This window comes from Bacillus alkalicellulosilyticus (assembly GCF_002019795.1).
Classification (GTDB): domain Bacteria; phylum Bacillota; class Bacilli; order Bacillales; family Bacillaceae_F; genus Bacillus_AO; species Bacillus_AO alkalicellulosilyticum.
Genome location: NZ_KV917381.1, coordinates 4162985 through 4185728, shown reverse-complemented (window position 1 = coordinate 4185728; position 22744 = coordinate 4162985). Strand labels below are relative to the sequence as shown.

General features: G+C 33.9%; 23 protein-coding genes and 1 pseudogene. 19 read left to right on the top strand and 5 right to left on the bottom strand.

The features are described from left to right. Positions 1-21 precede the first annotated feature (21 nt). The 5 genes from BK585_RS20940 to BK585_RS20925 all read left to right on the top strand — a co-directional run bounded on the left by BK585_RS20940 (position 22) and on the right by BK585_RS20925 (position 3269). Positions 22-780 (top strand): MerR family transcriptional regulator, encoded by a 759-nt coding sequence (locus tag BK585_RS20940; RefSeq protein WP_078555987.1) that lies wholly within the window; start codon positions 22-24, stop codon positions 778-780. 325 nt (positions 781-1105) lie between these two features. Next, a complete protein-coding gene (locus tag BK585_RS20935) occupies positions 1106-2062 on the top strand; it encodes an RNA polymerase sigma factor (RefSeq protein WP_078555985.1) in 957 nt (318 codons plus the stop codon). Positions 2063-2149: 87 nt separating this feature from the next. Beyond that, positions 2150-2524 (top strand): VOC family protein, encoded by a 375-nt coding sequence (locus BK585_RS20930; RefSeq protein WP_078555983.1) that lies wholly within the window; start codon positions 2150-2152, stop codon positions 2522-2524. A gap of 314 nt (positions 2525-2838) precedes the next feature. Continuing rightward, complete coding sequence (locus tag BK585_RS24495) at positions 2839-2940, top strand: DUF3231 family protein (protein WP_245805881.1); 102 nt, start codon at positions 2839-2841, stop codon at positions 2938-2940. After that, positions 2925-3269: a DUF3231 family protein gene (locus BK585_RS20925; protein WP_281248958.1), complete on the top strand. Its 345-nt coding sequence runs from the start codon at positions 2925-2927 to the stop codon at positions 3267-3269. Before BK585_RS24495 ends, BK585_RS20925 begins: the two co-directional genes overlap by 16 nt. 630 nt (positions 3270-3899) lie before the next feature. Here the strand turns inward: BK585_RS20925 and BK585_RS20920 are convergent. Then, on the bottom strand, positions 3900-4592 hold the full coding sequence (locus BK585_RS20920) for a DUF3231 family protein (protein ID WP_078555973.1): 693 nt from the start codon (positions 4590-4592) through the stop codon (positions 3900-3902). 241 nt (positions 4593-4833) lie between these two features. Next, positions 4834-5613 carry an alpha/beta fold hydrolase gene (locus tag BK585_RS20915; protein ID WP_078555971.1) on the bottom strand — a complete coding sequence of 260 codons (780 nt, stop codon included), beginning with the start codon at positions 5611-5613 and terminating at the stop codon, positions 4834-4836. A 720-nt stretch (positions 5614-6333) separates the two neighbouring features. On the opposite strand from BK585_RS20915, the gene BK585_RS20910 reads away from it, so the two are divergent. Beyond that, positions 6334-7755 (top strand): IS110 family transposase, encoded by a 1422-nt coding sequence (locus tag BK585_RS20910; RefSeq protein ID WP_078552094.1) that lies wholly within the window; start codon positions 6334-6336, stop codon positions 7753-7755. A gap of 217 nt (positions 7756-7972) precedes the next feature. On the opposite strand, the gene BK585_RS20905 is transcribed toward BK585_RS20910, so the two are convergent. After that, positions 7973-8518, bottom strand: a complete 546-nt coding sequence (locus BK585_RS20905) for a hypothetical protein (protein WP_139367611.1) — start codon at positions 8516-8518, stop codon at positions 7973-7975. A gap of 311 nt (positions 8519-8829) precedes the next feature. Here BK585_RS20905 and BK585_RS20900 point away from each other — a divergent pair, with 311 nt between their 5' ends. The 4 genes from BK585_RS20900 (at position 8830) to BK585_RS20885 (ending at position 12875) form a co-directional block, all read left to right on the top strand. Continuing rightward, positions 8830-9345, top strand: coding sequence for a DUF6141 family protein (locus BK585_RS20900; protein WP_078555964.1), 516 nt, complete (start codon positions 8830-8832; stop codon positions 9343-9345). 718 nt (positions 9346-10063) lie between these two features. After that, positions 10064-10627, top strand: coding sequence for a tyrosine-type recombinase/integrase (locus BK585_RS20895; protein WP_078555962.1), 564 nt, complete (start codon positions 10064-10066; stop codon positions 10625-10627). Positions 10628-10645: 18 nt separating this feature from the next. Further along, positions 10646-12112 carry a potassium/proton antiporter gene (locus BK585_RS20890; RefSeq protein ID WP_078555958.1) on the top strand — a complete coding sequence of 489 codons (1467 nt, stop codon included), beginning with the start codon at positions 10646-10648 and terminating at the stop codon, positions 12110-12112. Positions 12113-12245: 133 nt separating this feature from the next. Then, on the top strand, positions 12246-12875 hold the full coding sequence (locus BK585_RS20885; RefSeq protein WP_078555955.1) for a phosphatase PAP2 family protein: 630 nt from the start codon (positions 12246-12248) through the stop codon (positions 12873-12875). Positions 12876-13054: 179 nt separating this feature from the next. Here the strand turns inward: BK585_RS20885 and BK585_RS24680 are convergent, their stop codons facing one another. Both BK585_RS24680 and BK585_RS24490 read right to left on the bottom strand, forming a co-directional pair. Then, the gene (locus tag BK585_RS24680; protein WP_281248940.1) at positions 13055-13180 is read right to left on the bottom strand and encodes a hypothetical protein; all 126 of its coding nucleotides are present in this window, start codon (positions 13178-13180) and stop codon (positions 13055-13057) included. A 411-nt stretch (positions 13181-13591) separates the two neighbouring features. Next, positions 13592-13735: pseudogene (locus BK585_RS24490) on the bottom strand (arsenic resistance protein); the annotation flags it as partial. A gap of 292 nt (positions 13736-14027) precedes the next feature. Here BK585_RS24490 and BK585_RS20880 point away from each other — a divergent pair. The 9 genes from BK585_RS20880 (at position 14028) to BK585_RS23780 (ending at position 22626) form a co-directional block, all read left to right on the top strand. Then, positions 14028-14477, top strand: a complete 450-nt coding sequence (locus BK585_RS20880; protein WP_078555953.1) for a CBS domain-containing protein — start codon at positions 14028-14030, stop codon at positions 14475-14477. A 472-nt stretch (positions 14478-14949) separates the two neighbouring features. Next, entirely contained in the window at positions 14950-17223 is a 2274-nt protein-coding gene (locus BK585_RS20875; protein ID WP_245805880.1) for an ATP-binding protein, read from the top strand. Positions 17224-17951: 728 nt separating this feature from the next. After that, positions 17952-18398, top strand: a complete 447-nt coding sequence (locus BK585_RS20870) for a hypothetical protein (RefSeq protein ID WP_078555951.1) — start codon at positions 17952-17954, stop codon at positions 18396-18398. After that, positions 18382-18618, top strand: coding sequence for a hypothetical protein (locus BK585_RS24310; protein ID WP_139367610.1), 237 nt, complete (start codon positions 18382-18384; stop codon positions 18616-18618). The genes BK585_RS20870 and BK585_RS24310 overlap by 17 nt, the downstream gene beginning before the upstream one ends. A gap of 70 nt (positions 18619-18688) precedes the next feature. Continuing rightward, entirely contained in the window at positions 18689-19327 is a 639-nt protein-coding gene (locus BK585_RS24485; RefSeq protein WP_245805879.1) for a hypothetical protein, read from the top strand. Between the two features lie 21 nt (positions 19328-19348). Further along, positions 19349-19666 (top strand): hypothetical protein, encoded by a 318-nt coding sequence (locus tag BK585_RS20860; RefSeq protein ID WP_078555949.1) that lies wholly within the window; start codon positions 19349-19351, stop codon positions 19664-19666. Between the two features lie 291 nt (positions 19667-19957). Then, positions 19958-20377 carry a MarR family winged helix-turn-helix transcriptional regulator gene (locus BK585_RS20855; RefSeq protein ID WP_078555947.1) on the top strand — a complete coding sequence of 140 codons (420 nt, stop codon included), beginning with the start codon at positions 19958-19960 and terminating at the stop codon, positions 20375-20377. A 65-nt stretch (positions 20378-20442) separates the two neighbouring features. Continuing rightward, entirely contained in the window at positions 20443-21642 is a 1200-nt protein-coding gene (locus tag BK585_RS23785) for an MFS transporter (RefSeq protein ID WP_139367609.1), read from the top strand. A gap of 36 nt (positions 21643-21678) precedes the next feature. Continuing rightward, positions 21679-22626 (top strand): alpha/beta hydrolase, encoded by a 948-nt coding sequence (locus BK585_RS23780; RefSeq protein ID WP_139367608.1) that lies wholly within the window; start codon positions 21679-21681, stop codon positions 22624-22626. Positions 22627-22744 lie beyond the last annotated feature (118 nt).

Below are 22744 nucleotides of genomic sequence, written 5' to 3'. Positions count from 1 at the left end.
ATTAAGTAAGGTGGTGTTAACATGGAAATGACAATTGGTCAGTTTGCAAAAGTAGTAGGGTCAACGGTAAGAACACTAAGGTACTACGATAAAATGGAGTTACTTACCCCAAAAAAAGTAAATAAAAATGGTCGAAAAGTATATACACGATTGGACTGGGAACTTTTTCAACAAATAATGATTTTAAAACATTTTGGTTTATCATTAAATGAAATAAAAGAACAGATGACTAATCAGAAGTTAAAAAATCGAGAGTTGTTGCAGGTACAGAAGCAGTTAATTGAACAAAAGCAAGTGGAATTAAATGATAAGTTAGAAGTAATTACGAGAATGGAGAGACTGTATAACATTGAAGGTATTTCCGAGGAAGAATTAAATGAATTTGCTTTTATTATGCTTGATTTATTTAGGAGGGAAAAATCGCAAATTCAAATATGGGAAGAACATTTTGCAGATGACAAGGAGATCTTAAAAGAAATAAAAATCCTTCATGATCCAGAATACCAGGAGAAGATGGATAGAGAAACATGGTACTTAATTCAAGCGATTAGAAACGCCCTTCACTTTAACGATTCTACAAGTAGAAAAAAAGTACAAGAGGTTCTAAATAAAATGGATAACCTATTCCCGGCGAGTAGAAAAATTTTAAAATTAGTGGAGGATGACCTTTTTTTAGCTAAGTACAATCATGAGTTTACTACTTATTTTCCTGAAAACATAGCTAGCTATATTTATAAAGAGTTAAAAGCATATTATAATGAGAACGATAATAATGAGTAGGAAAAGACAGGTTACTGAATAGCAAATGACCCTCAAGAGTCTTTGTTCCACTAACTGGAGCTAATGTTGAGGTAGAAAGACGAAAAACAACAGATCCATTTGCTGCACAGTACAAGGATACTTGTGATTAAATAGTCATTTGAGGAGGTCACTCATTTTTAGATGGTCTTTTTTCGTACTAGACCCTTAATGACAACAAGGATTTCCATAATTGTAGAAAACAAGATCTACAATTTGTTATTTTTTGATATGATCTTAGTATGATGTTTTGTGATATGTAAAGTTTAAAAAAGAGTAACAAATTTATAAATAGGATGGTGAGAGAGTGACAGTAGATAACTTAAATAATCTTAGTATTAACTTAAGAAATTTAGAAAGAGACTTTAAAGAAAAAATTGAACCTTATCGTTCAGATTTGTGGAGATATTGTTATAGTTTAACACGCTCACCTTGGGATGCAGAGGATTTAGTCCAAGACACTTTGTTAAAGTCTTTTTCAATATTATCAAAATTGTATCAACCAGTAAAAACGAAGTCAATTTTATTTAAAATTGCAACAAATTTATTTATTGATCAAAAAAGAAAAGATAAACACTTAAATTTCTCTGAAAATGATGAATTTGTAAACAATATTCCTTTCGATGACGACCTCCAACTGCTTGAAAATATTGATTTTCTAGTAACAAGCCTTACTTCTATGCAGTATGTTGTTCTGATATTATCAGATGTTTTTAAATATAAGGGAAAAGAAATTGCAGAAATCGTTGGCACGACGGAAGGAGCAATATACACTAATTTAAGTAGAGCTAGGGAGCAACTACGGAATGGGAAGAAAAAGGAAGGGCAAAAAAATAAAACGAAAAATAGGGACATTGAGTACAATAAAGCTATTGATATTTTACTAGAGGGGTTTAGAAGCAAAGATCCAACATTAATCTCTTCAATCTTAGACGAAAATGTAGTTACGGACATTACCCACTCTGGCATAGAGTTTGGGTCTGATGAAACAAAGAACAACTCTCTAAAGGATTGGTACGAGATTGTACAAACTCAACATATTGATGTTTCAGAATACAAAATGCTATGGGGTCGTCCTGTAATTATTGAATTAGAAAAGAAACATGACAATCAACTTTACTTAAACAATGTTCATTACATAGAAACAGTTAATGGTAAGATAACATATTGGAAGTTTTATTGTTTTTCTTGGGATCTTATGGAAATGGTTTCTAAAGAGTTAAAGGTAAATTTAAATGCTGAATATTTTTATCATATTTTTTAATATTTATATGTAAGTTTTTCGTTTATCCATCCGTTATATATATAGGTCCTATTAAGGGTCAAATAAATATACAAGGGGAGATAAGCGTTGAATAGTCCAATTAAAAACAAGATTAACACAATTTTTGTCCATGTAAGTAATTTAGAGGAATCAGTCAAATGGTACAGCCGACTACTTAATCATGATGTGGATTTATCAAATGTGTCAGAGCCAGTTCATAACATTCCTATGAATCAATACACAGGACTAACATTGGATGCGGGTCCTTCGGGTGTACCTAAAAAAATAACTCCGTCCTCACATCCGTTATTTAATTTTCATACTGATAACATACAAAAGTCCTATGAATATCTTAGAAAGTTAGGCTACCAAATCGAATCTGAAATCGTTAAATTTGATGATTTTGCTTATTTTAACATTAGCGATCCTGATAATAATATAATAATGGTTTGTAATGGTTAGTTAATAAAATAGAAATAGGGGAATATTTTATAATTAGAAGTTGTTGAACTATCATGCTTTAGTTGAACAAGCACTTGCTTATTAAGTGGATCGTTTACTGAACAGACAACGATAATGGACACTATATATATTTTCAATGGCGATCACTTTTAAAGTGATCGTTTTTCGTATTTGACCATTACTGTGCAGTAGAAGATATTAAAATTTATTCGTTAGTTTGATAATGAGATGATGAAGCCTGAAAACAGATGTAATAGAATGTAAAAAAGAAGGTGAACTAACAACAAACAGTGTAACTGGAGGTTTGTTTACTAATGCAGGAACATAAAATTAATCTAACTGCAGCAGAGATTGGTTCCATTTGGGCGAGTTTTATGACAGAAGGTGGGACCATACTTGTATTGACATATTTTTAAATGGTGGAGGATTTAGAAAACTAAGAATCATGTTGGACAAAAGTAATTTGCTAGCACCAATGACTTGGGATGCCGAAGTAAGTGTTTCTACTGTTGCGCCGTTTTCAGTTAAGCTTATGCTTTTTCAGTGTAACGCTTTGACAGTAATATTATTGGAGAATATTAGCAATTCTCTTGCATTAAGCTTTCGTAGGGATATCGCTGCTAAATATGCTAAACAAATCGTTAGTGTAGGTCTTTATGCTGAAGATGGAGCAGAGTTAATGATAAATAATGGGTGGTTAGAATACTCATCGCATTCTGTTAACATACAAGATTTAACAAAATAGGGTACTGAATGGCTTTTCCGAAAAAGTCGATGGAAATCAACTTTTTACGTTTCAATAGAGTCTTATAATCGGCTATGTATAAATTAAAGCCCACATTGTAAGGTAGATTATTTCGAAACGTTAAATCGTCTATCGTGGTACGAGAGGAATTTCATCTACTTGTCCTCTTAGCTTACTTTTTTAGGCCATATTGTTATATTTATTCGTATAACGACGTTTGCATAAAAAGAAGAAGTAATAAAATTGCTATATTGTCAAAGTCCTCTATAAAATACTCTACAGTCTTCAATATAACTGGAAGGTCGTAATTTAGTGACCTTTTGGCTTTTTCCTAACAAGAATAAATATTCATTCTCGACCAATACTAAGTGAGTGTTATTTATTAACACAAATTCAATGTGGGGGGATTTCAATTGAATATTCTAATTAGGTTAAGTTCATCCTTACTATTGATTGGTTTAAGGTTTACACTTTTCATTAGAAACCTAACAACAAAGTTAGATTCTCTAATGAAGCCAAGAATAGCGACCTAAGATTTGATATTCTATATGTATTTCAAACACATTGGTAAGAAAGTAAGTGAACATACGATTGAGGTATGTTCACTTTTTGCTTTTGGGTAGCTACTTATTATTTTGTTAATCCTGCACGATCTTCCATTTGTGGGGGTTCTTCTAACCATCCGTTTTTAATCATTAGCTTCGTTCCTTCATTGTTATAGAGAAATATATCTTTTCCGATGGAACCAGAATCTATAATAAGATCGTTTCTTAACGTAAACATAGCTCCAAAGCTGTTACCTACTAATCCAAATCCATTTAATAGATAAGTGCAATACATCATTAACTTATCAGAAAACGGTGGCATCGTAGAAGTGGTAACTGTACTACCAATAAAAGCAGATGACTGAATATAATTATTATGAAGAGTGTCTTCGAACATTTTAATCTGTTTATTAGACAACTCCATCCCCTTCTTAAAATACTTTTTGACTTCTTTGGTATTGGTACACTGAGCGAACCCTGTAATAAGTTGATTTCCGATTAAGTTCGATTCAATGCCGTGATGAAGAATCCCAATTTCAAGATCATTCAATGGTCTTTTATCATTGAAAAGATTAAATCCATTTAAGTAACTTTTGTTTTTTACAAATTCTGTCGTTTTCGGCATAGTCACTTTTGGAGGTGAACTGAGCAACCCATTTTGCAGAAGATACCTGGTAGAAATTTTATAATATTTTTTTGAGAGAGAACTTAAATTATCAAATATCGAAATAATATCTTCACGGTACGCCATGTTAAAGCTAATAGAGTACATGGCCATACTAAGTTCCTTGAACACACGTAAAAACAAAATATCAAAACCATTGTCGTACAATAACAGGTTTACTTCAGAGGTGCAAAACAGGAAATCGCAAGGCAATTCACAATAGAAATCACATCAATTTCACATTGAATTTCACAGTATAATTCACAACAAAAAGGACTTAGAGATGTTCAATTCTCTAAGTCCTTTGATTATATTTGCTTCTTTAACTAACGCAACCCGTTAGTTCAATAAAATTTTATAATATTGTACGGATACCCTGTGGTAAAGACTCTTCCGTTATCCAATTTTCTATCATTTCATTAAAAAAATCAGGCTTTACCAGAGATACACCATGACCAATTTTAGGGACAATTATCCCTACACAATTTGAGTTGTTTGAAACTATATCTTTTGCTGACTTTATCATTACTGTTTTTTCCTTTTCACCAACTGTGACTAATATCTTGCTTTTAGCTTTATTAAAATTCTTGGGTAATACAAATGACATATTTTCTTCTAATATTCTAACAAGCGTCTCCGATTTCATTAAAGTGCTTTCTTTGTAATAAGTTTCAAAGTATTCATTATTAATATAAAGTGTTTTTGCTTGTAGTCTTGAAAATGATTTATTTTTAATCAATGGAAATGTTAATTTAATAGCAGGTTTAATCATTTTTTTTACAAGTGGAGATGGTCTAACTAATGCACTATTTATAATTGCGTAGTCAATCAAATTTGGTTTCATACTCAAAATTTGAATTGTTACTTGTGAACCTAATGAGAACCCAATAATGATAACTTTCTTTCCTTTTCCTAAATTCTCTATTAACTCGATTACGGATATTGCACTATGTTCAATTGAAAAATTTATCGATTGATTACTTTTTCCTTGTTCGGGCAAGTCTACTGCAATACAATGGTAGTTTTTAAAGTATTGAATTTGTTTATCCCACATCCAACTACTTACTCCACCACCATGTAAGAATACTATTAAGGGAGCTTCTTTATCCCCATATTCTTGATAATGTAAGCTCAAAAAATTCACCTCTTTGTATGTAGAATTTTATTTTTTTTTTTTATTTTGTTATTGAATCAACCTCCCCGTTAGTTTCCGTAATGCTTTACACTAATATAGATATGATTTGAAGCACTACATACTATTGTATGCCAAGTGATTAAATCCATTGTAACAGATAATATATTCAATATTCTTTTAATTAATTGTATAATAGAACTACCGATGTACCTTTGACTTAAATGTGGGATCACTAATTTAGTGGAACCCTACCGTTAGTTTGAGGACATTGGGTTTTTTTATGGTTAAAAGTGATGTAAAATTATGTTGTGCAGTGACCCTTATAGTGATTCCGACTTACTGGAATGGGGCTATAAGTTAGACCTCTAATATTGATGTGAGGCACTCCACTTACACAATAAAACGGCACTGCACCCCAATTTAATAACCAAAATTCATTCCTGTATTTTTTACAGGATTTTTTTATTTATTAGGAGGAATTTTGAGGTTTTATGTCGTAATTTTTATTTTGTTTAAAAGACTATATTGGAGAAAACCAAAAGCAATATAATATTAAGCAGTTGAAACTCTACCGTTGGTTGGAGCTAGGAAACTAGACTCTTGTGTTAAATATGAGATTTAATATCTGGCGATATAATCCTGACATACTACAATGGGCACAAAGCTCTCACGGAAACTTGGATAGTCAGATATGTCATACTGCGACTGGGAGGAGAAATGATGAACACTACCATTACTCCATTTAGTTATGGAAATGACACGCATAACAGCCATAAAGGGCAGCGTAATTTTTATCAGTTTTATGTAGGTATTGATATTGGAGCGAGCTTTCACGTTGCATCCTGTATTCCATTTGATGCATTCTTAGATCCTAAAGGGATTGCTTGGAAAAGGACGAAGACAATGAAATTCAACTCCGATAGTGCTGGAATCGCTGAGTTTTTAAATGCTTTAAGAAGGATTGAAAAACAATTCTGTCTTACCAAAAAAGACTTTTTAATTCTTTTGGAACCAACAGGCGGACACTATTCTTATCTAATACAGCAAGTGTTATTAAATGAGGGTTATGAACTCTTTCAAGTTGAAAATAGAGCCGTTGGTGAGTTCCGTAAAAATAACTTAGGAATCTCTGAAAAAACTGATTCAATGGATGCCAAAGTAATGGCTTATATGGGGTGGCATAAGCAATTACATCCACATATGCAAGGTGTAACTCTTATTAGACCTCAATCAGTCCTTCAATCTTTATTTCGAACAGTAATGAGGGACAGATGGTATTTAAACGTCCAATTAACTCGACGTAAGAACCAGGTTCAACAGCTTTTAAAAGTCACTCATCCTGATTTAAATAAAGCTTTTAAGAGCCTATCTAGCACCTCTGTGTTGAAGTTAGTCTTAGAGTTCCCTACGGGACTTCATATGAAGGAAGCCACAGCAGAAGAGATATATAATTTTTTATTGAAAGCTGGTGCAAAAAGTGTGGCTAAACGAGCAGCTAACATATTAGCTAAAGTAATGCCTAACACTATTGCAGTTCCAGCTGAACATCTTGTCGAAAGACAAAAATGGGTTATAGAAGAAGCCCTACGTCTCGAAGAAAGCATCAAACTAATTGACAAAGAGATTCATAAACTTTTATGGGGTGACCCTGACAAAGGTTTAGATGCTCACCCATATACAGAAATCTTAATGTCCCTTCCTTTTGTGAGCGAAAACATCGCCTGTACACTGATTGGGGTCATAGGTGATGTTGAACGATTTAATACATATAAAGAGTTCAAGAAATATCTAGGTGTATCTTCGGAAAACAAGCAGTCAGGAACATCGGTAACTGGCACAAGACAGACATACAGCGGTGTTAGAGATGCCAGGAGAGTCCTTTATCAAATTGCTTTAATTATCCTAGCAAACGGGCAAAAACACCCTACCGTCTTCAAATTATACTATGACCGTAAGGTAAGTGAAGGAATGAACAAGAAAAAGGCAATTGGGCACTTATGCGGCAAAATAGCATCACTTATTTACACAGTCCTAAAAAACAAAGTAAAATATGATCCGATCACTCACGCTAAAGCGTGTGGAGTAGAGTTTAACAATCTTTATATTAAAAATAACGAGGGAAAAACTAAGTTAACAAATTGAAAATAGAGTTAAAAACACAAAACCCTAAGTGCTTTAAATGAGCAAAAATCACCTATTATTTTTTAAATTTTAGGTGATTTTTCATCTTTAAAAATACTTTTTTATTCGTAAAGCACTACACTACGTTTAAGTGATTTTTTTCACAAAGTCGTCTTTTTACCTAATTTTATTTTAACATAAATTTACAGAATACCTTCATAAAATCTTATAATATTGATTATTTAATATATATTATATCGTTCAGGGTAAACTGCTTTGTTGTGATGCCTAGTAGCTGAGCAGGCGTATATACTTTTCCATTCATTTTTATGCCAAAACAGAAATTATAATAGGTTCTTAAAATAGTTACCGCCATTTGTGCATACTTCGGGTTAAAATTGGAGTAGATATAGCTCTTACCTCCACCTCTAGCTGTAACAAGTGGGCGTTCCAAAATGGATAATCTTCTTCGGATTTGCTGCATAAAACTGTTTGTTGGTCTATCACTAACTTTAAGAACCATGTTCGCAACATAATCAACATCATAATCACTTATATCCGTTGTACAATCAACATCGTAAAATCCTTTATCAAGTGAGGGAAGTGGTTGTTGTATTGGGTTCCTAGCCCATACCTTATACTTGTGAACCCGATCAGATTGTTCTTCATTAAAATGATGGTATCTCAGTTGATTTACCAGTTTTATATAGGCTATCTTTCTGGTAGATTTTTCAGTAATACCATTATCAAGTAATCTTATCTGCAAATAAACTATATTCATCAATCGGGCGCGTTTATCTCATAACGTGTCTTTTCTTGGTGCTAATGTTGAATAAGACGAAATCAACTAATCTAATAATTGCGGAGTACAAATATACAGGTTAAAGGAATATAATTTTTAACGGCGGTCATTTCAAAAGTGATCGTTTTTCGTGTTTGACCATTACTACGCAATAAAGAAGATGCACAATGTGGAAAATAGAAAACAATAATATGTTATTCTCATGTATAATTTTAGTATGAAGATATGCAACATTGTGAAACTTTTCACTTAAACTAACTGGCAGATTAATGGAATAAAGGTGGGGAGAGAAAATGGGGAAACCTACTAAAGTTTTGTATCGAGAAGTCCAACGACCACGCCATATTTTATGGTGGGTGACAATTTTATTAGTTGCTAGTTTTATGTGGTACTGGTTCATTCAACAAATTATTTTCGGTGTACCAGTGGGGGATAAACCTGCCCCAGATGTGTTTACAATTATTTTTTGGTTGATTTTTGGTGTTATTTTTCCTGTGGTTATGCTAGGAATATTAAAACTGATCATTGAAGTCCGTAATGATGGTATTTATATTCGTTTTGTTCCCTTTCATTTTCAATATGAGCAGTTCCTTTTCAAGGATATACATGATTACGATAACATCACTCACAGCCAGTTTAAACGATTCGGAGGTCCGGGAATTCGATTTAATCTTAAGGGAGAAACAGCTTATAACTTAAATGGGAAGGAAGGTATAGAGTTAAGGTTGAAATATGAGACAGTGATAATAGGCATTCAAAAACCGAATGAATTTAAAAAAGCATTGGATACGGTGCAAAAAAAACAGTGAAATCTTAAGTCTTCAACTAAAGAGCAGTTAGTTCAACAACATCCAACTCTGTTGTTGTGGTAAATGAGGCCATTTGTTGTACAAAAAAGGATAGGTAAAGCAGATGTATTCACTGCTCTCCTATCCTTCTTCTTTTGCCCTTTATAATGTGTGAAATTTTATAAATTAATTACAATATAAAAGGTATTAATCATTTACATGACTTTTAATAAAAGACCCATACTGCGCAATAAACGTCTTCACTTTTATGTAACTTTGGAAAAGATCTACTTGAAGCTAACGCAACCCTTTTCGAATAAGAAAAAATTTGGACAGATACAAAACACCTCCGATAAACGTGAGGTTTTAAAAATTATGTATCTTTTTCGATCTTTTTAATATAATTTATTTCATTAATTATTCTAAGATCTGTTTGGCATTGCTGAAGAACGTCGAGCTCCAAGTAGTGCTAATAAGAACTAAACCGTATGGGGACTAAATCCCAAACGGTTTAGTTTATGTTGTATAAATTTATTTTTAGGTAAACAACACTTCATTTTTCATGAGGTGAGGGAATAAGCTCACCTCATTCTATACCAAGACAAACAATTATTGCGATGAAAAAAGGTTGTTTTCGAGAACTTTTTATTAATTATAAGGATTTAAATCTTTTGACAATTCATGTTACTCAATTTAAAATAGATGTATATTAAGTAACATTGGGTGGGGGTGAGAGTTTTTGGAATATGTTCAACCCATAAAAGATGTCGTAAAAATTAATGAGATAAAAGAGAAACTAAAGGATAAATCAGAGAGAGATCTTTTACTTTTTGTACTCGGTATAAACACAGGAATAAGAATTAGTGATTTACTAACGCTCAAGGTAGGTGACGTATGGAAGGAAGGGAGTCCTAAAGAGTTTCTTAGTTTGTGGGATGGTAAAAGTTCCGATAAGAAATTACACTATTTAAATACGAAAGTGAAAACAGCATTGAAGGATTACCTACACCACCAAGACCTTAAAAAGGATGATTATCTGTTTAAATCAAAAAAGGTTAATCAACCTATCACTCGTCAGCAAGCTTACCGTATTATTAATAATGCTGCTAAAGAAGTCGGAGTTTCAGGCAATATAGGGACACATACGCTCCGAAAAACGTTTGGTTACCATGCTTACCGCAAAGGAATTGCCATATCTTTACTTAAATCGATCTACAACCATACGACCCTAAACGAAACACTTCGCTATATCGGAATAGATCATAATGAAGAACAGTATATTAAAATAGATGTGAATTTATAATAGAAAGAAGGCTCTATTTTGTTTGATCAATCTTATAATGATTATTTCATCCTACTCTGTGCTCTCCTTTTAATCGTCGGGGTATTAACGACAAAGTTTTCTTCTCGTCTCGGAGTACCAGCACTTATCCTTTTTATCCTAATAGGAATGCTGACGGGAAGTGATGGTTTAGGAATGATTCATTTTGATAGTCCTCAAGTGGCACAATTAATTGGTATATTTGCTCTTATTATCATTCTATTTGAAGGGGGACTTCAAACTAAATGGGCGACGGTTAAATCCGTAACAAAACCAGCCCTTTCTCTTGCAACATTAGGTGTAATCCTAACGACTGTTATCGTAGCCGTTGCGGCTAAATTAATACTAGAGGTTTCGTGGCTCGAAGGCTTCCTGTTTGGTGCGATTGTCGGATCTACAGATGCTGCTGCAGTTTTCGCCGTTTTAAAAGGTCAAAATATTCGAGCGAGGCTAGGTGCTACGCTCGAAGCTGAATCAGGTTCCAATGATCCAATGGCCATGTTTTTAACCATTTCCGTCATTGAGTTGCTCTTAAACGACAACCAATCTTACTTATTATTAGTAGGTTCGTTCTTCTGGCAAATGGGCATTGGTTTATTAGTAGGACTACTCTTAGGGAAGTTAGCGACCTTTGCCATTAATCGCATTAATTTAGACTCGAGTGGTTTATATCCTGTTTTTGCACTGGCTTTTGCGTTACTAACCTATAGTTTAGCGGATATTATTGGTTCTAGTGGATTGTTGGCCGTATATGTTGCAGCGCTAGTGGTCGGTAACTCGGACTTAACATATCGTCAATCAATATTCAGATTTAACGAAGGGTTCGCCTGGATTGCTCAAATATTAATGTTTACCATACTAGGTCTACTAGTATTTCCTTCTCAATTATATACACTCGACGTTATCATCAGAGGCTTACTATTGTCCCTTATTCTTGTGTTAATTGCTAGGCCTGTAGCCGTGTTCCTTTCAACGATTAAGATGGGGTATGACCTGAAAGAAAGAGTATTCTTATCGTGGGCTGGACTAAGAGGAGCCGTCCCCATTGTTTTAGCAACATTTCCGATGATTGCTGGGTTAGAAAATAGTCAATTGTTCTTTAATGTTGTCTTTTTCGTTGTGTTAATTTCCGCCTTAGTCCAAGGCTCGACCATTTCGTTATTTGCCCAAAAACTTGGGCTTACTGGGCCTAAAAAGATTGAACCTCCTCATTCTTTAGAGCTCGTTTCTATTGGTAAAGCAAATGCTGAAATTCTCGAGTTTGAAGTGAGTGAAGAAACAGAAATTACAAATAAGCCGTTAGCCACCATTGATTTTCCTAAAGATGTTCTGATTAATGCAATTATTAGGAAAGAGGAACTTATAACACCATATGGGGAAACTGAAATTAAAAAAGGCGATATTCTATACATTTTAGTTAGTAGAGAAAGTAAAAAAGAGTTAAATAAAATGTTGAAACAAAAATAAAGGAAACCAACCTCTACTTTATGAGAAGTGGAGGTTGGTTTTAAACTGAAAGATTATCTGTATTTCTACAAAATTGAAAACGCTGTCCAAGGATGCCACAAGCTTATAAAGAATTAGTTAGGAGGTGCAATTTGTGTGGTTGAAAAACCGTTATTTGATTATTAGTTTAATAAGTCTTTTCTTATTTATCATTACTGCTGAGCTAGTACGGTTGGGGGAGACGTTCAGCTTTGATCTGATTCTAAGAGAATTAACTCAGAGTGCAACTTTTATGTTAGGTTTTATGAAGGTGATGACTGAAATCGGTTCCGGAGAGGCCATACTATTGTTAACAAGTTTATTGTTAATTTTTCTATGGCTGAGAAATAATAAGCTCTTATTCTGGTTCCTTTTTTCATTATCTGTTGGTGGAGTTCTTCTTAACTTCGGGCTAAAGTATTTATACCAACGAGAACGTCCAGGAGCAGAGATGGATATCGAAGTATTTGGTAATTCTCTAGATTTAATTTCATATAGTTTTCCAAGTGGGCATACGATGCGAAGTGTAATACTCCTGATGTTTATTATCTACCTCACAAATTATCTCTCTAAAAAGTGGCTAGCAGATTTGATTCTAATCGTTTCTATATTCTTACTTATTTGTATTCCTTTTAGTAGAGTTGTGTTAGACGTGCATTATATTTCTGATATTGTTGCTGCTGTTCTTGTATCAGTTAGTTGGTTTTACGGTTGTTTATTTCTTTTTAAGAATAAGCTACAGTAGATTACTTTGAAATAGAATAGAGATCGATGATGTTGAGATTTCTTAGGTGCTATGTTTCCCATTAATTTTGAATTCGTAATTAATCTAAGATATGTTATGATTCATACAAATTAAATTCGGGGCCTAAGCTAAATTAAAAGAGAGCAGCCACATGTATTAAACTGGCTGCTCTTTTTATATTAAGCGAATGCTTCTATACCTAGTATGAAATGTACAAACAGAAAGACAACAATCATCATGACCATACCAACGTAAAGGCCGACCATCGCTTCATGTTTCATGAATTCTTTTAATTCCCTCATCACCCTGAATCCTCCTTTCTCTTGAACTACAAAGGAACGGAGCGGTTGATGAAGGTACTACCAAATTTGATGGTCATTAACATGCTGTTTAACTTAATAGTTGAAACGTACGAGTCAAGATAATCAGTTCTTATGTTGAAATCAGTAAAAACGAACCTGCATGATAATGGTAGAATGCTTTTTAAAACAGGATCTGTATGGCTAAATGAATGTAGTTGATGTTTATAGTCTGCAGTCTCGATGATACTCATTACTGTAGAGGGGTCTTGGTTAACGCCACCATGGTAATAGAGAGAAAAAGTAGTTGTAAGTAGGGTACATATTACGATGATTATATTCTTCATATCCATCTTCCCTATGTCGTTTGTTATCATTATACTTGCTATTTAGAGAAAGACAATACGCTAGGATTAATTATTTCGTTCGACGGTTTACTAATAATAAAAGTTGTGTGATGATCGCTAAAATTGGTAATTCCAATAACGGGCCAATGACAAGGACTAAGGCGACCAAAGGTTGGTCTGGAAATGCGGTCATAGCAATTGCTAAAGCAATGGGATAACGCTTTTAAAGAATAAACTTATTGTATTTATGTTAATATACAAGTGAAGTACAGAAATCCGACATTAAGTATGAAGAAGATAAGATGATGCCAAAGGATTACTGATCATCTTAATAGGTGCTATTGTTCTTTGATAAGGTTTTTACTTTTGGTTATTTTCGATTTACTGGTATACAATGTTTTCTGAAGTGGTTATGTATAAAACATTTGTAATAAAGGTAATCCTGTTTATTTTTGGATTTGTTATCTTCTATATTGAAAGAGAAAATAAAAAGAGGAGTGTTTCGAATGTCGACAGTAGGTAAGTGTTATCGAAAGCTTACAAAAGAACCTATTACGGTACACTCGAAAGATCTAATAGTGGACGTTTATAATAAACTAATAAATCAAGACTTTATACACCGTTCTGTTTATGTGTTGGATAATCAGAAAAATTTAGTTGGGATAATTACACTTAGTGAATTAATGAAAATATTTGCGGTGCTTAAAGGAATTACTACTCCTAATGCAATGTCTATATATCGTTTATACAATTTTATTTCAGAAGATACAAAGGCAGAACACATAATGTGTTCACCCGTTTCGGTTAAACTTATGGACACATTAGAGGAAGCATTTGAATTAATGCTGATACATGATCTTCAAGAACTCCCTGTAGTTGATGAGAAAAACTCCGTAATAGGTGACTTGAACGTATTTGAATTATTACGTGTAATAAATGATAAAATCACAGACTAGGTGGAACATGATACATAAACTATTAATGATCATTGTATTATAACTTACTTTTTTCTTTGGATGAACAAATTTTTTACCACAGTTTATAAACAGTTATAATTATTAAAGTTACGGGATGCATTTTTTAAAGAAGCATTCATTTCTAATAAAAAGGTAAATGAAAGTAAATAAAAAAAAGTATGAGGCACTACACTTAAAGTAACGGGAGCTCCTTTAGTTGAACAAGAGCTATCATCTATGCCGATCTTTTACTAAGCAGTACAACGATACTGGTAATTACATTGACCATCTAAAAGACGATTGAGTTCTAAGTGATCGTCTTTTCGTATTTGACGCAATAAATATATTCAGTTCTAGTTGATTTCTTTGTAGTTGTTGTAATATTTGGTATTTTGATTATACTTGTTAAACTTTTCCTGTAAAATAGAAATTGACATATGGCTAATTGTATAAAAAGTAGGAAAAGTTAGGAATGAATAGATTGATTGAACAAATCAGGATTAAGGAAGTAGCGTCCTATGATTCAACAGGAATTGAAGTTAATTTGAATAACATAAATTACATTTATGGAAGCAACGGAACAGGTAAGACTACTATTTCTGAAATGCTACGAAATAGTGATAATCAAAAGTTCTCTTCTTGTAGTATAGAATGGAAACAAGGCGGCTCTGATATTGATCTATTTGTTTATAATAGAAATTTTGTTCAAGAGAATTTCAATATTCGTAATGAGATAAAAGGTATCTTTACTTTAGGTAAAGAATCAACTGAAATATTGGCCGTAATTGACGGAAAAATGAAAGATGTAGAAAAACATCATGAGCGGATTGGAAATTTAGAAAATAACATAAAGCAAAGAAAAGAGCAGTTAGACATCTTAAAAACAAATTTTTCAAATCAAAGCTGGGATTTAAAGCGAAAATTTGATGGAAATTTTAAAGAGGCATTTGCAGGTTATCGTAATAATACGGAGAAATTTATGGGAAGATGTTTGGATGAAGCTGAAAATAACAACAGTGAACTGTTTAATATTGAAGAACTAAAAAACAGAGTTGAATCTGTTTTTAATGGTCCTCAAGAAAAAGTTAGAGTAATCCCAATAATTAACTATGATAGTTCCTTGGAGCATCAATCTATATTTAAAACAAAAATAATAGGTAAAAAAGATATAGATGTTGCTAGACTAATTTCTAAACTAAATATAAGTGATTGGGTACAACAAGGGCACAGACATATGGAGGATACAGATGGTTTATGCCCATTTTGCCAACAAGATCTTCCTGTAACATTTAGAGAAAAGTTGGATGATTATTTTGATGAAACATATACAGAACAAATACAAATCCTTAATTCATCAATAAAACAATATAAAAGTGATACACTTAGCTTTTTTGAAAGGTACAAATTTCTTATTAATGAAGATATCCCTTTCATCAATAAAGAGAAAATAGCTTCTCTATTTGAAATTATGAATTCAACTTATAAGGAAAATATTCGGTTGCTTGAAAGGAAGGCCACTGAACCAAGTAGAAGTGTTGAGTTAAGTTCAATAACAAACTATCTAGAGCAAGTAAAATCAGAGGTTAAACAGGCGAATATACAAATATCCGAATTAAATAGGGTAATTGACAATATCAAAGAAGAAAAGGAATTGTTGGTTAGAGATATATGGCGATTTATCGTGGAAGAAAACAAGAGTAACTATGAAACTTACATAAGTAATTTAAGAAGACAGAATATAGCTTTAGATGGAATGGAGAAGGGCAAGGTCCAACAAGAAGAATTTAAAAAGAAACTGGAAGAAGAGGCAATTGAGCTCCAAAATCAGTTAACAAGTGTTTTACCTTCCATTCATGAGATTAATATTCTTCTTAGTTCCTTTGGCTTTAAAAATTTTCAATTAGCTGAATCCGAAGAAAATGGTAATTACAAAATTATAAGAGAAAATGGTGAAGATGCGAATGAAACGTTAAGTGAAGGAGAGAAAACCGTTATTACCTTCCTCTATTTCTATCAACTTATTAATGGAAGTAATGATCAGGACAAGGTTAATACTGCAAGAGTAATTGTAATTGATGATCCAATTTCTAGTTTAGACAGTAATATATTATTTATGGTAAGTAACCTGATAAATAATCTAAAGAAAAAGGTAAGAAGTAATGACAAGAACTTTAAACAATTAATAATTTTAACTCATAACGTTTATTTTCATAAGGAAATTTCATTTAATAAAGGACATGGTAGTCAAAAGTTAAATGATGAAAACTTTTGTATTTTAAGAAAGACGGACAATACATCTCAAATTACTAATTATGAAGAAAATCCTATTAAAAATTCATATGAACTACTTTGGAAAGAATTACGGGAAAATCCTAATTCAATAACAACACCAAACATTATGAGAAGAATATTAGAAAATTACTTTAAGTTCTTTGGGAACGTTGATGTTAATGAAATTGTTGAAGGGTTTCCTGATGAAGTTAAAGTGGTTTGTAATTCTTTACTTTCTTGGGCTAACGATGGATCGCACCATGTGAACGATGATTTATTTGTAGATATTAACCAAGAACAAAATAAAGTGTATATCGAAGTGTTTAGAAGTATTTTTATAAACTCTAATCATGAGTCTCATTTCAATATGATGATGGGGAACATTGATAGTGAAGTGGAGAAGAGCGGGGCATACGAGAAGGCTAATAAGGAAATCAAAGAGGCATTGGCCCAGGTTGCTGTTGGTGAAGAATAATTTTCAAGGAGGGAAATCGTGGTATCAAAAGCTATCCATTATGACCTTAAAACTTTCGAGGGTACAATACAATCACTCGGAAATACCTAAATTTAACAGATAGAGAAATAAGTAAATATATCGCTAATAATTATGATAGCGAAGAGTTCATTGAAATGTTTCAAATAACTGATGAACAATTGTTATCTAATGAACTTATAATGTCCGCCCTCCATGTTACAACTAATAATGATGAATGTTCGAGTATAAAAACATATGGGCTTGTTAATTTACAACAAGCTATATTATTAGACACTCCATTAAATAAAAGCTTACGCTGAGTAAGAAAGGAAAATATTTATCAGGGCCATTAGCTACACAGTACAACGGTACTATTCAGTAGTTAAAGTTATTTTGGAACTTACTGTATGTATGGTCATAAACTGATTCTTCAGTGAGACAATGAAGAATTGAGATAGCTTCTACTAAGTAGTTCCCTTATATGTTAGCAGCCCCGCCAAACTAGGTAACCTGGTTTGGCGGGGCTGTTTTTGTTGTGGGTGATTTGGGTGGTCGTCGGGTGGTGCCTGGCACGCCCCGAATAAGACATAAGTACTCCATATATAATGGAAAATATTACTATAGCCTCTCACTATCTGTACACTTTTGTTTTTTGCTAGGAGTAACTATTTTCCAAAAAAGAGATTCCTTGAGAAGGGAATCTCTTTGGTATAAAGCGGGGTGGGAATTTGTCTCTGATTGATATACGAATAAAAGAAATACTTCAAGCCAACAGTCAGCTAGAGAAACAAAGGTCAATGATTTCTTCTGCAAGAGGAAATATAAAGGGAGTATCGAATAGTTTAGATAGGAAAATTGCAGCAAGGCGTAACATTGGTGGTCGCCTAGATGAGGTTCAACTTGCTCTTCATGACATCGAACATCAACTAAAGGCTCTTGAGAAGTTTACGAACCAATCGATGACCGCATACTCAAACAACGAAAGAAAACTAGTGAGTATAGCGAAAAAGTATACACTCTCAAGAAAGTCCGTCAAATCAAAGAATTGGAATGCGTTTAAAGGAATTAAAGTCAAGTTCTCGGCAAAGAAACAAAAGATATGGAAGAGTGTAGCTAAAACACTAAAGATATTACAGCAATCTTCCGAGTACTTAGACGATGTACATCAAAGCTAAAGTAAAAAGTGTATATAATGCAACGATTAATGAACCCTACAATTGGAATAAACAATCCACCATGCTGAACACACAAAATGTCAAAGACGACATGTCTGATTATGTCTTTAGTAATGACTACTTAATGGATAAATCTCAAACCGCCTTTACATTAGATGAGGAGGAAGCTCTTAAGCGATCCAACCAACTTAGAAGGGAAATCATTTATTGCCTCATCTGAAATCGAACGACCGGCACCTCATTTTGATGACTATCGAAAAGTACTGGGCAATCCAAATTCAAAAGCAAATATGCATACAGGTGGTCACCTTTCTAATGCGGTTATTAATTTTTGGGCAGATGATGTCATCACTCTATTGGACAAAGAAGCCAGCATAGGAAATAAAGCCCTTGCGGCTGGGTTTATTCTAGTCAGGCCCGCAAAATTCGTAGATAAAGCTTTAGATTTAAACAAGGCGAAGAGGCTTGATAACTCTAGTGGCCCAAGCAGTTCTCAAACTCCAGAACCTAAAACTCAATTGACTGATAAGCGTAGTACAGATGTTAATAATACACAGACTTCAGAGATTAAGGGTATGGATGAAATTGGTTGGAGTATGTCAAAAGGAGGAGTAATAAATGGTAGGAAGTATTCGCAGCATGCTTTGGAAAGAATGGCACCTAATACTCCCGAAGTAAAAGCTATATTAACAAGTAGAGCAATAAAAAAAGCTGAAGAATTAGGTTTTAAACCACAAACAAAAGAAATTAGTGACTTTATCAAAAAATATGTTGACCCAAGAAATATCCCACCTTCAGTTATTGAAGATGCTATAATGAATACGAAAAAAATACCTGATAATAGAAGCGGAACGTTTGTACATGTAACAAAGGATATCAAAGTAATAATAAATGAAGCAGACGATGTTATCACAGTTATACCGAACTAATTAATAAAAGGATGAATACGTATGTTTATAAAGTATGATGAATATGATTTATTAGAACTTTTTCAAAGTGAGCCGGTGAGCATAACAGGCAATATGGAAGATGGAGAGTTTATTTATTCTTACAAAGATGACCAAAATTTCAAAGTGATTTTAACTTTAGATGTATATAAGCAAACTAGTAGTCTAAGTATTACATTCAATGATTCAATAGTATTTACAGGTGATTTTAATAATGTAACAAGTATAAAAAAAGATGACAAAGCAATGGTAATAAATGTGGGAGAAGAAGAGAGACTAAAAGTTAAATTTTATAAGCAAGTTGGAGTGGAGTTACTTTAACATATACTAATGTATTAGAAAGAATATATTTAACAATTATGACAATCACTCGGTAGGAAAAGTAGTGATAATTCTAATATAATGTTTTGTTGTCAAACCTCGACAGGCTTATGCCTGTCGAGGTTTTTATAGTCTTTAATAATAGAAAGGAAAAATAGTTCTGTTGAGTACGGCTATACCTAGTTCAGAATAAACCGACGCCCCTATTTCCATATTGACAATGTAATCATTCTATGGCTTCATTAGATTAGATATCTAATTAGGTATCTAATTTATCTTTAGGAGTAAGCTATGAAAAAGAGATTTCATAAGTTGTTAGTGGGAACATCTAACTTGCATTATAGAAAGAGTACAAGTCAATTTAGTGCACTTGGTTTATCGCCAGGGCAGCCAAAAATATTGGAAACGTTAATAGATTTAGAGGGTTGTATGCAAAAGGAGTTAGCGGAGGCTTGTGAAGTGGAGCCGGCTACAATTACAAGTATATTACCGGGTATGGAGAAAAACGATTTAATCAAACGGGAAACAATCGTGAATGCGCCAGGGAAAAGGGCCTTAAGTGTGAGGTTAACGGAAAAAGGAAAAGCAATGGAAAGGGAAGTAGCAACAATTTTTCATGACGTAGAGGAAGAATGTTTCAGAGGATTTACAGAGGAAGAGAAAGAAACGTTCTTGTCGCTTCTGGAGAGAGTTCACAACAATATGAAGTAGAGTAGATATCACCAAGAGACTGTGTATCTAGTAATCAGATTTCAATAGCACCAAAGGAGAAGACAATGGGGCAAAAAAGTACGATAGCAGAAGAACAAATTGAAGACGGTGTTAGGTCTTTATGGAACACCTCCTTTCTATTTTTAATCGTTGTTAGTTTGATTACTGCAATGGGCTTTAATATGATTTATGTCATTATTTCAAAGTATGCAATGGGTATTACTTCTTCCTTATCGATTGCGGGCGTTATCGCAGGGATTTTTTCCATTGCGGCTCTAGTGATGCGGCCCTTTGCCGGATTAACAGTGGATAGAATGAACAAGAAGACATTATGTATTATGGCCAATCTATTAATTGGGGTTTCTGTTTTAGGCTATGCCTTATTCGAAAACATCCCAGCGTTATTTTTCTTCAGAATTTTGCACGGAATTGCTTTTGGGGTTAGTAGTACCGTCATCATTGCTCTTGTGACAAAGTACATTCCTAGAGAGCGAATTGGTGAAGGACTTGGGTATTTTGGACTTGGTCAGGTTGTGGCACAAGTTATCAGCCCACCTCTTGGAGTATATATTGAAGCGGAGTATGGGTTTCAATTGCTTTTTCTACTGATTGCATCATTGTCATTTATCGGAGCCGTCCTGCTAACATGGCTTCGCTATCCGAAGAGCAAGAAACCTGAACGTAAGCAAAAAAGAAAGATCACGTTAGATTCACTTTTTGCCAAAGAGGTGATGGTATATGCGGCGATAGGGGGCATGTTTTCATTTGGAAACGGAATTGTAAGTACATTCCTGATTTTGTTAGGTCAGGAAAGGGATATTTCGAATATCAGCTTGTTTTTTTCCGTAGGTGCCGTCGTTCTGTTTATCCTGCGACTGTTTGGTGGACGAATTGTCGACAGAACAGGGTTGACTTTGGTCGTGAATGTCTCACTTGTCGTTACCGCCTTATCCATGTTTTTAGTTGGTGTTTCTCCCGTACTAAGCTTATTACTTGTAGCGTCTGTGCTGAAGTCTATAGGTCAAGGATTAGGGCATATATCGCTGCAGACCGCCTGTATTAAAGGAGTAGATGCAAGCAGGGTAGGTGTGGCTACAAGTACCTTTTACATTGGCGCAGACATTGGTCAAGGAATTGGTCCTATGGTTGGTGGAGTGATTTCTGCTAACTATGGTTACAACGGACTTTTTCTTGTATGTGCTGCTCTTATGTTGATTTCAATGCTGTTCTTTAACGTACACCAGAGAAAACATCAGGAAGCGTAAGCGAGGTTCTATATTATTATGAGGAGGAGATTATAGATGGGAAAAGAAACCGAAAAGCATAAGGAGTTTATACCAGTTCCTGATGAATACAGATTGGAGAACGAAAAGCAGGGTACCATTGAGAGCGTACACTATCAAGTTCCTAATTTAGAGAATGGTAGTCGTACGAAGCATGCGAATGTGTATCTGCCCTATGGCTATGACGCTAGCGATACAAATAAAAAATATAATGTTTTCTATTTGCTGCATGGGGGCGGGGAGGATGAAAATCTCTTATTCGGTGGACCTGGTCAAAACAGAGAGTTAAAGAATATTTTGGACCATATGATAGCTAATGGCGTTATCGAACCTATGATTGTTGTGACGCCTACATTTTATGGTGTGAAAAATAATTTGAAGAACGACCCAGCACGTTCTCATGTGGAAAACGTTGACCATCCCCTTCCTATCGTGGAAACTGAATTTTTTCATGACGAATTGGTCAATGACTTAATTCCTTTTGTTGAAACAAACTATCATACGTATGCAGGAACAGCGAGTAAAGAAGAATTGAAGGCTTCGCGTGGACATAGAGCGTTTGGAGGATTTTCCATGGGCTCAGTTACAACTTGGTACACATACATAAACTGCCTTGATTACTTCAAATATTTTGTCCCTTTAAGTGGTGATTGTTGGGCATTGGCTCAGAAGGCGGAAGGCGAAAAGGCAAAAGAAACAGCGGAATATTTAGCTAAAGTGGCAAAAGAAGCTGGTTATACACCAAGCGATTTCTACTTGTTCTGCGCAACGGGAAAACAGGACATTGCGTATCCGAATATGAAACCACAGATGGATGCGATGAAAGAGTTAACCGATACCTTCATCTATTCATCGAATACAAAAGAAGGAAACTTTTATTTCATTGAATGCGAAGGTGGAGTACACACGTGGCATTGGGTGAACCAGTTTATTTACGACATATTACCTGATTTATTTAAAGACTAACGATGGTAATTCTAATACTGCCTACCTACCGAAACGTCAAGGTTTTATGGTTTTACCTCAAACGAAAAACGAGGCTTAGGAACTTCTTCTACTCTTAACCCCGTTTCTTTTGAAGAGA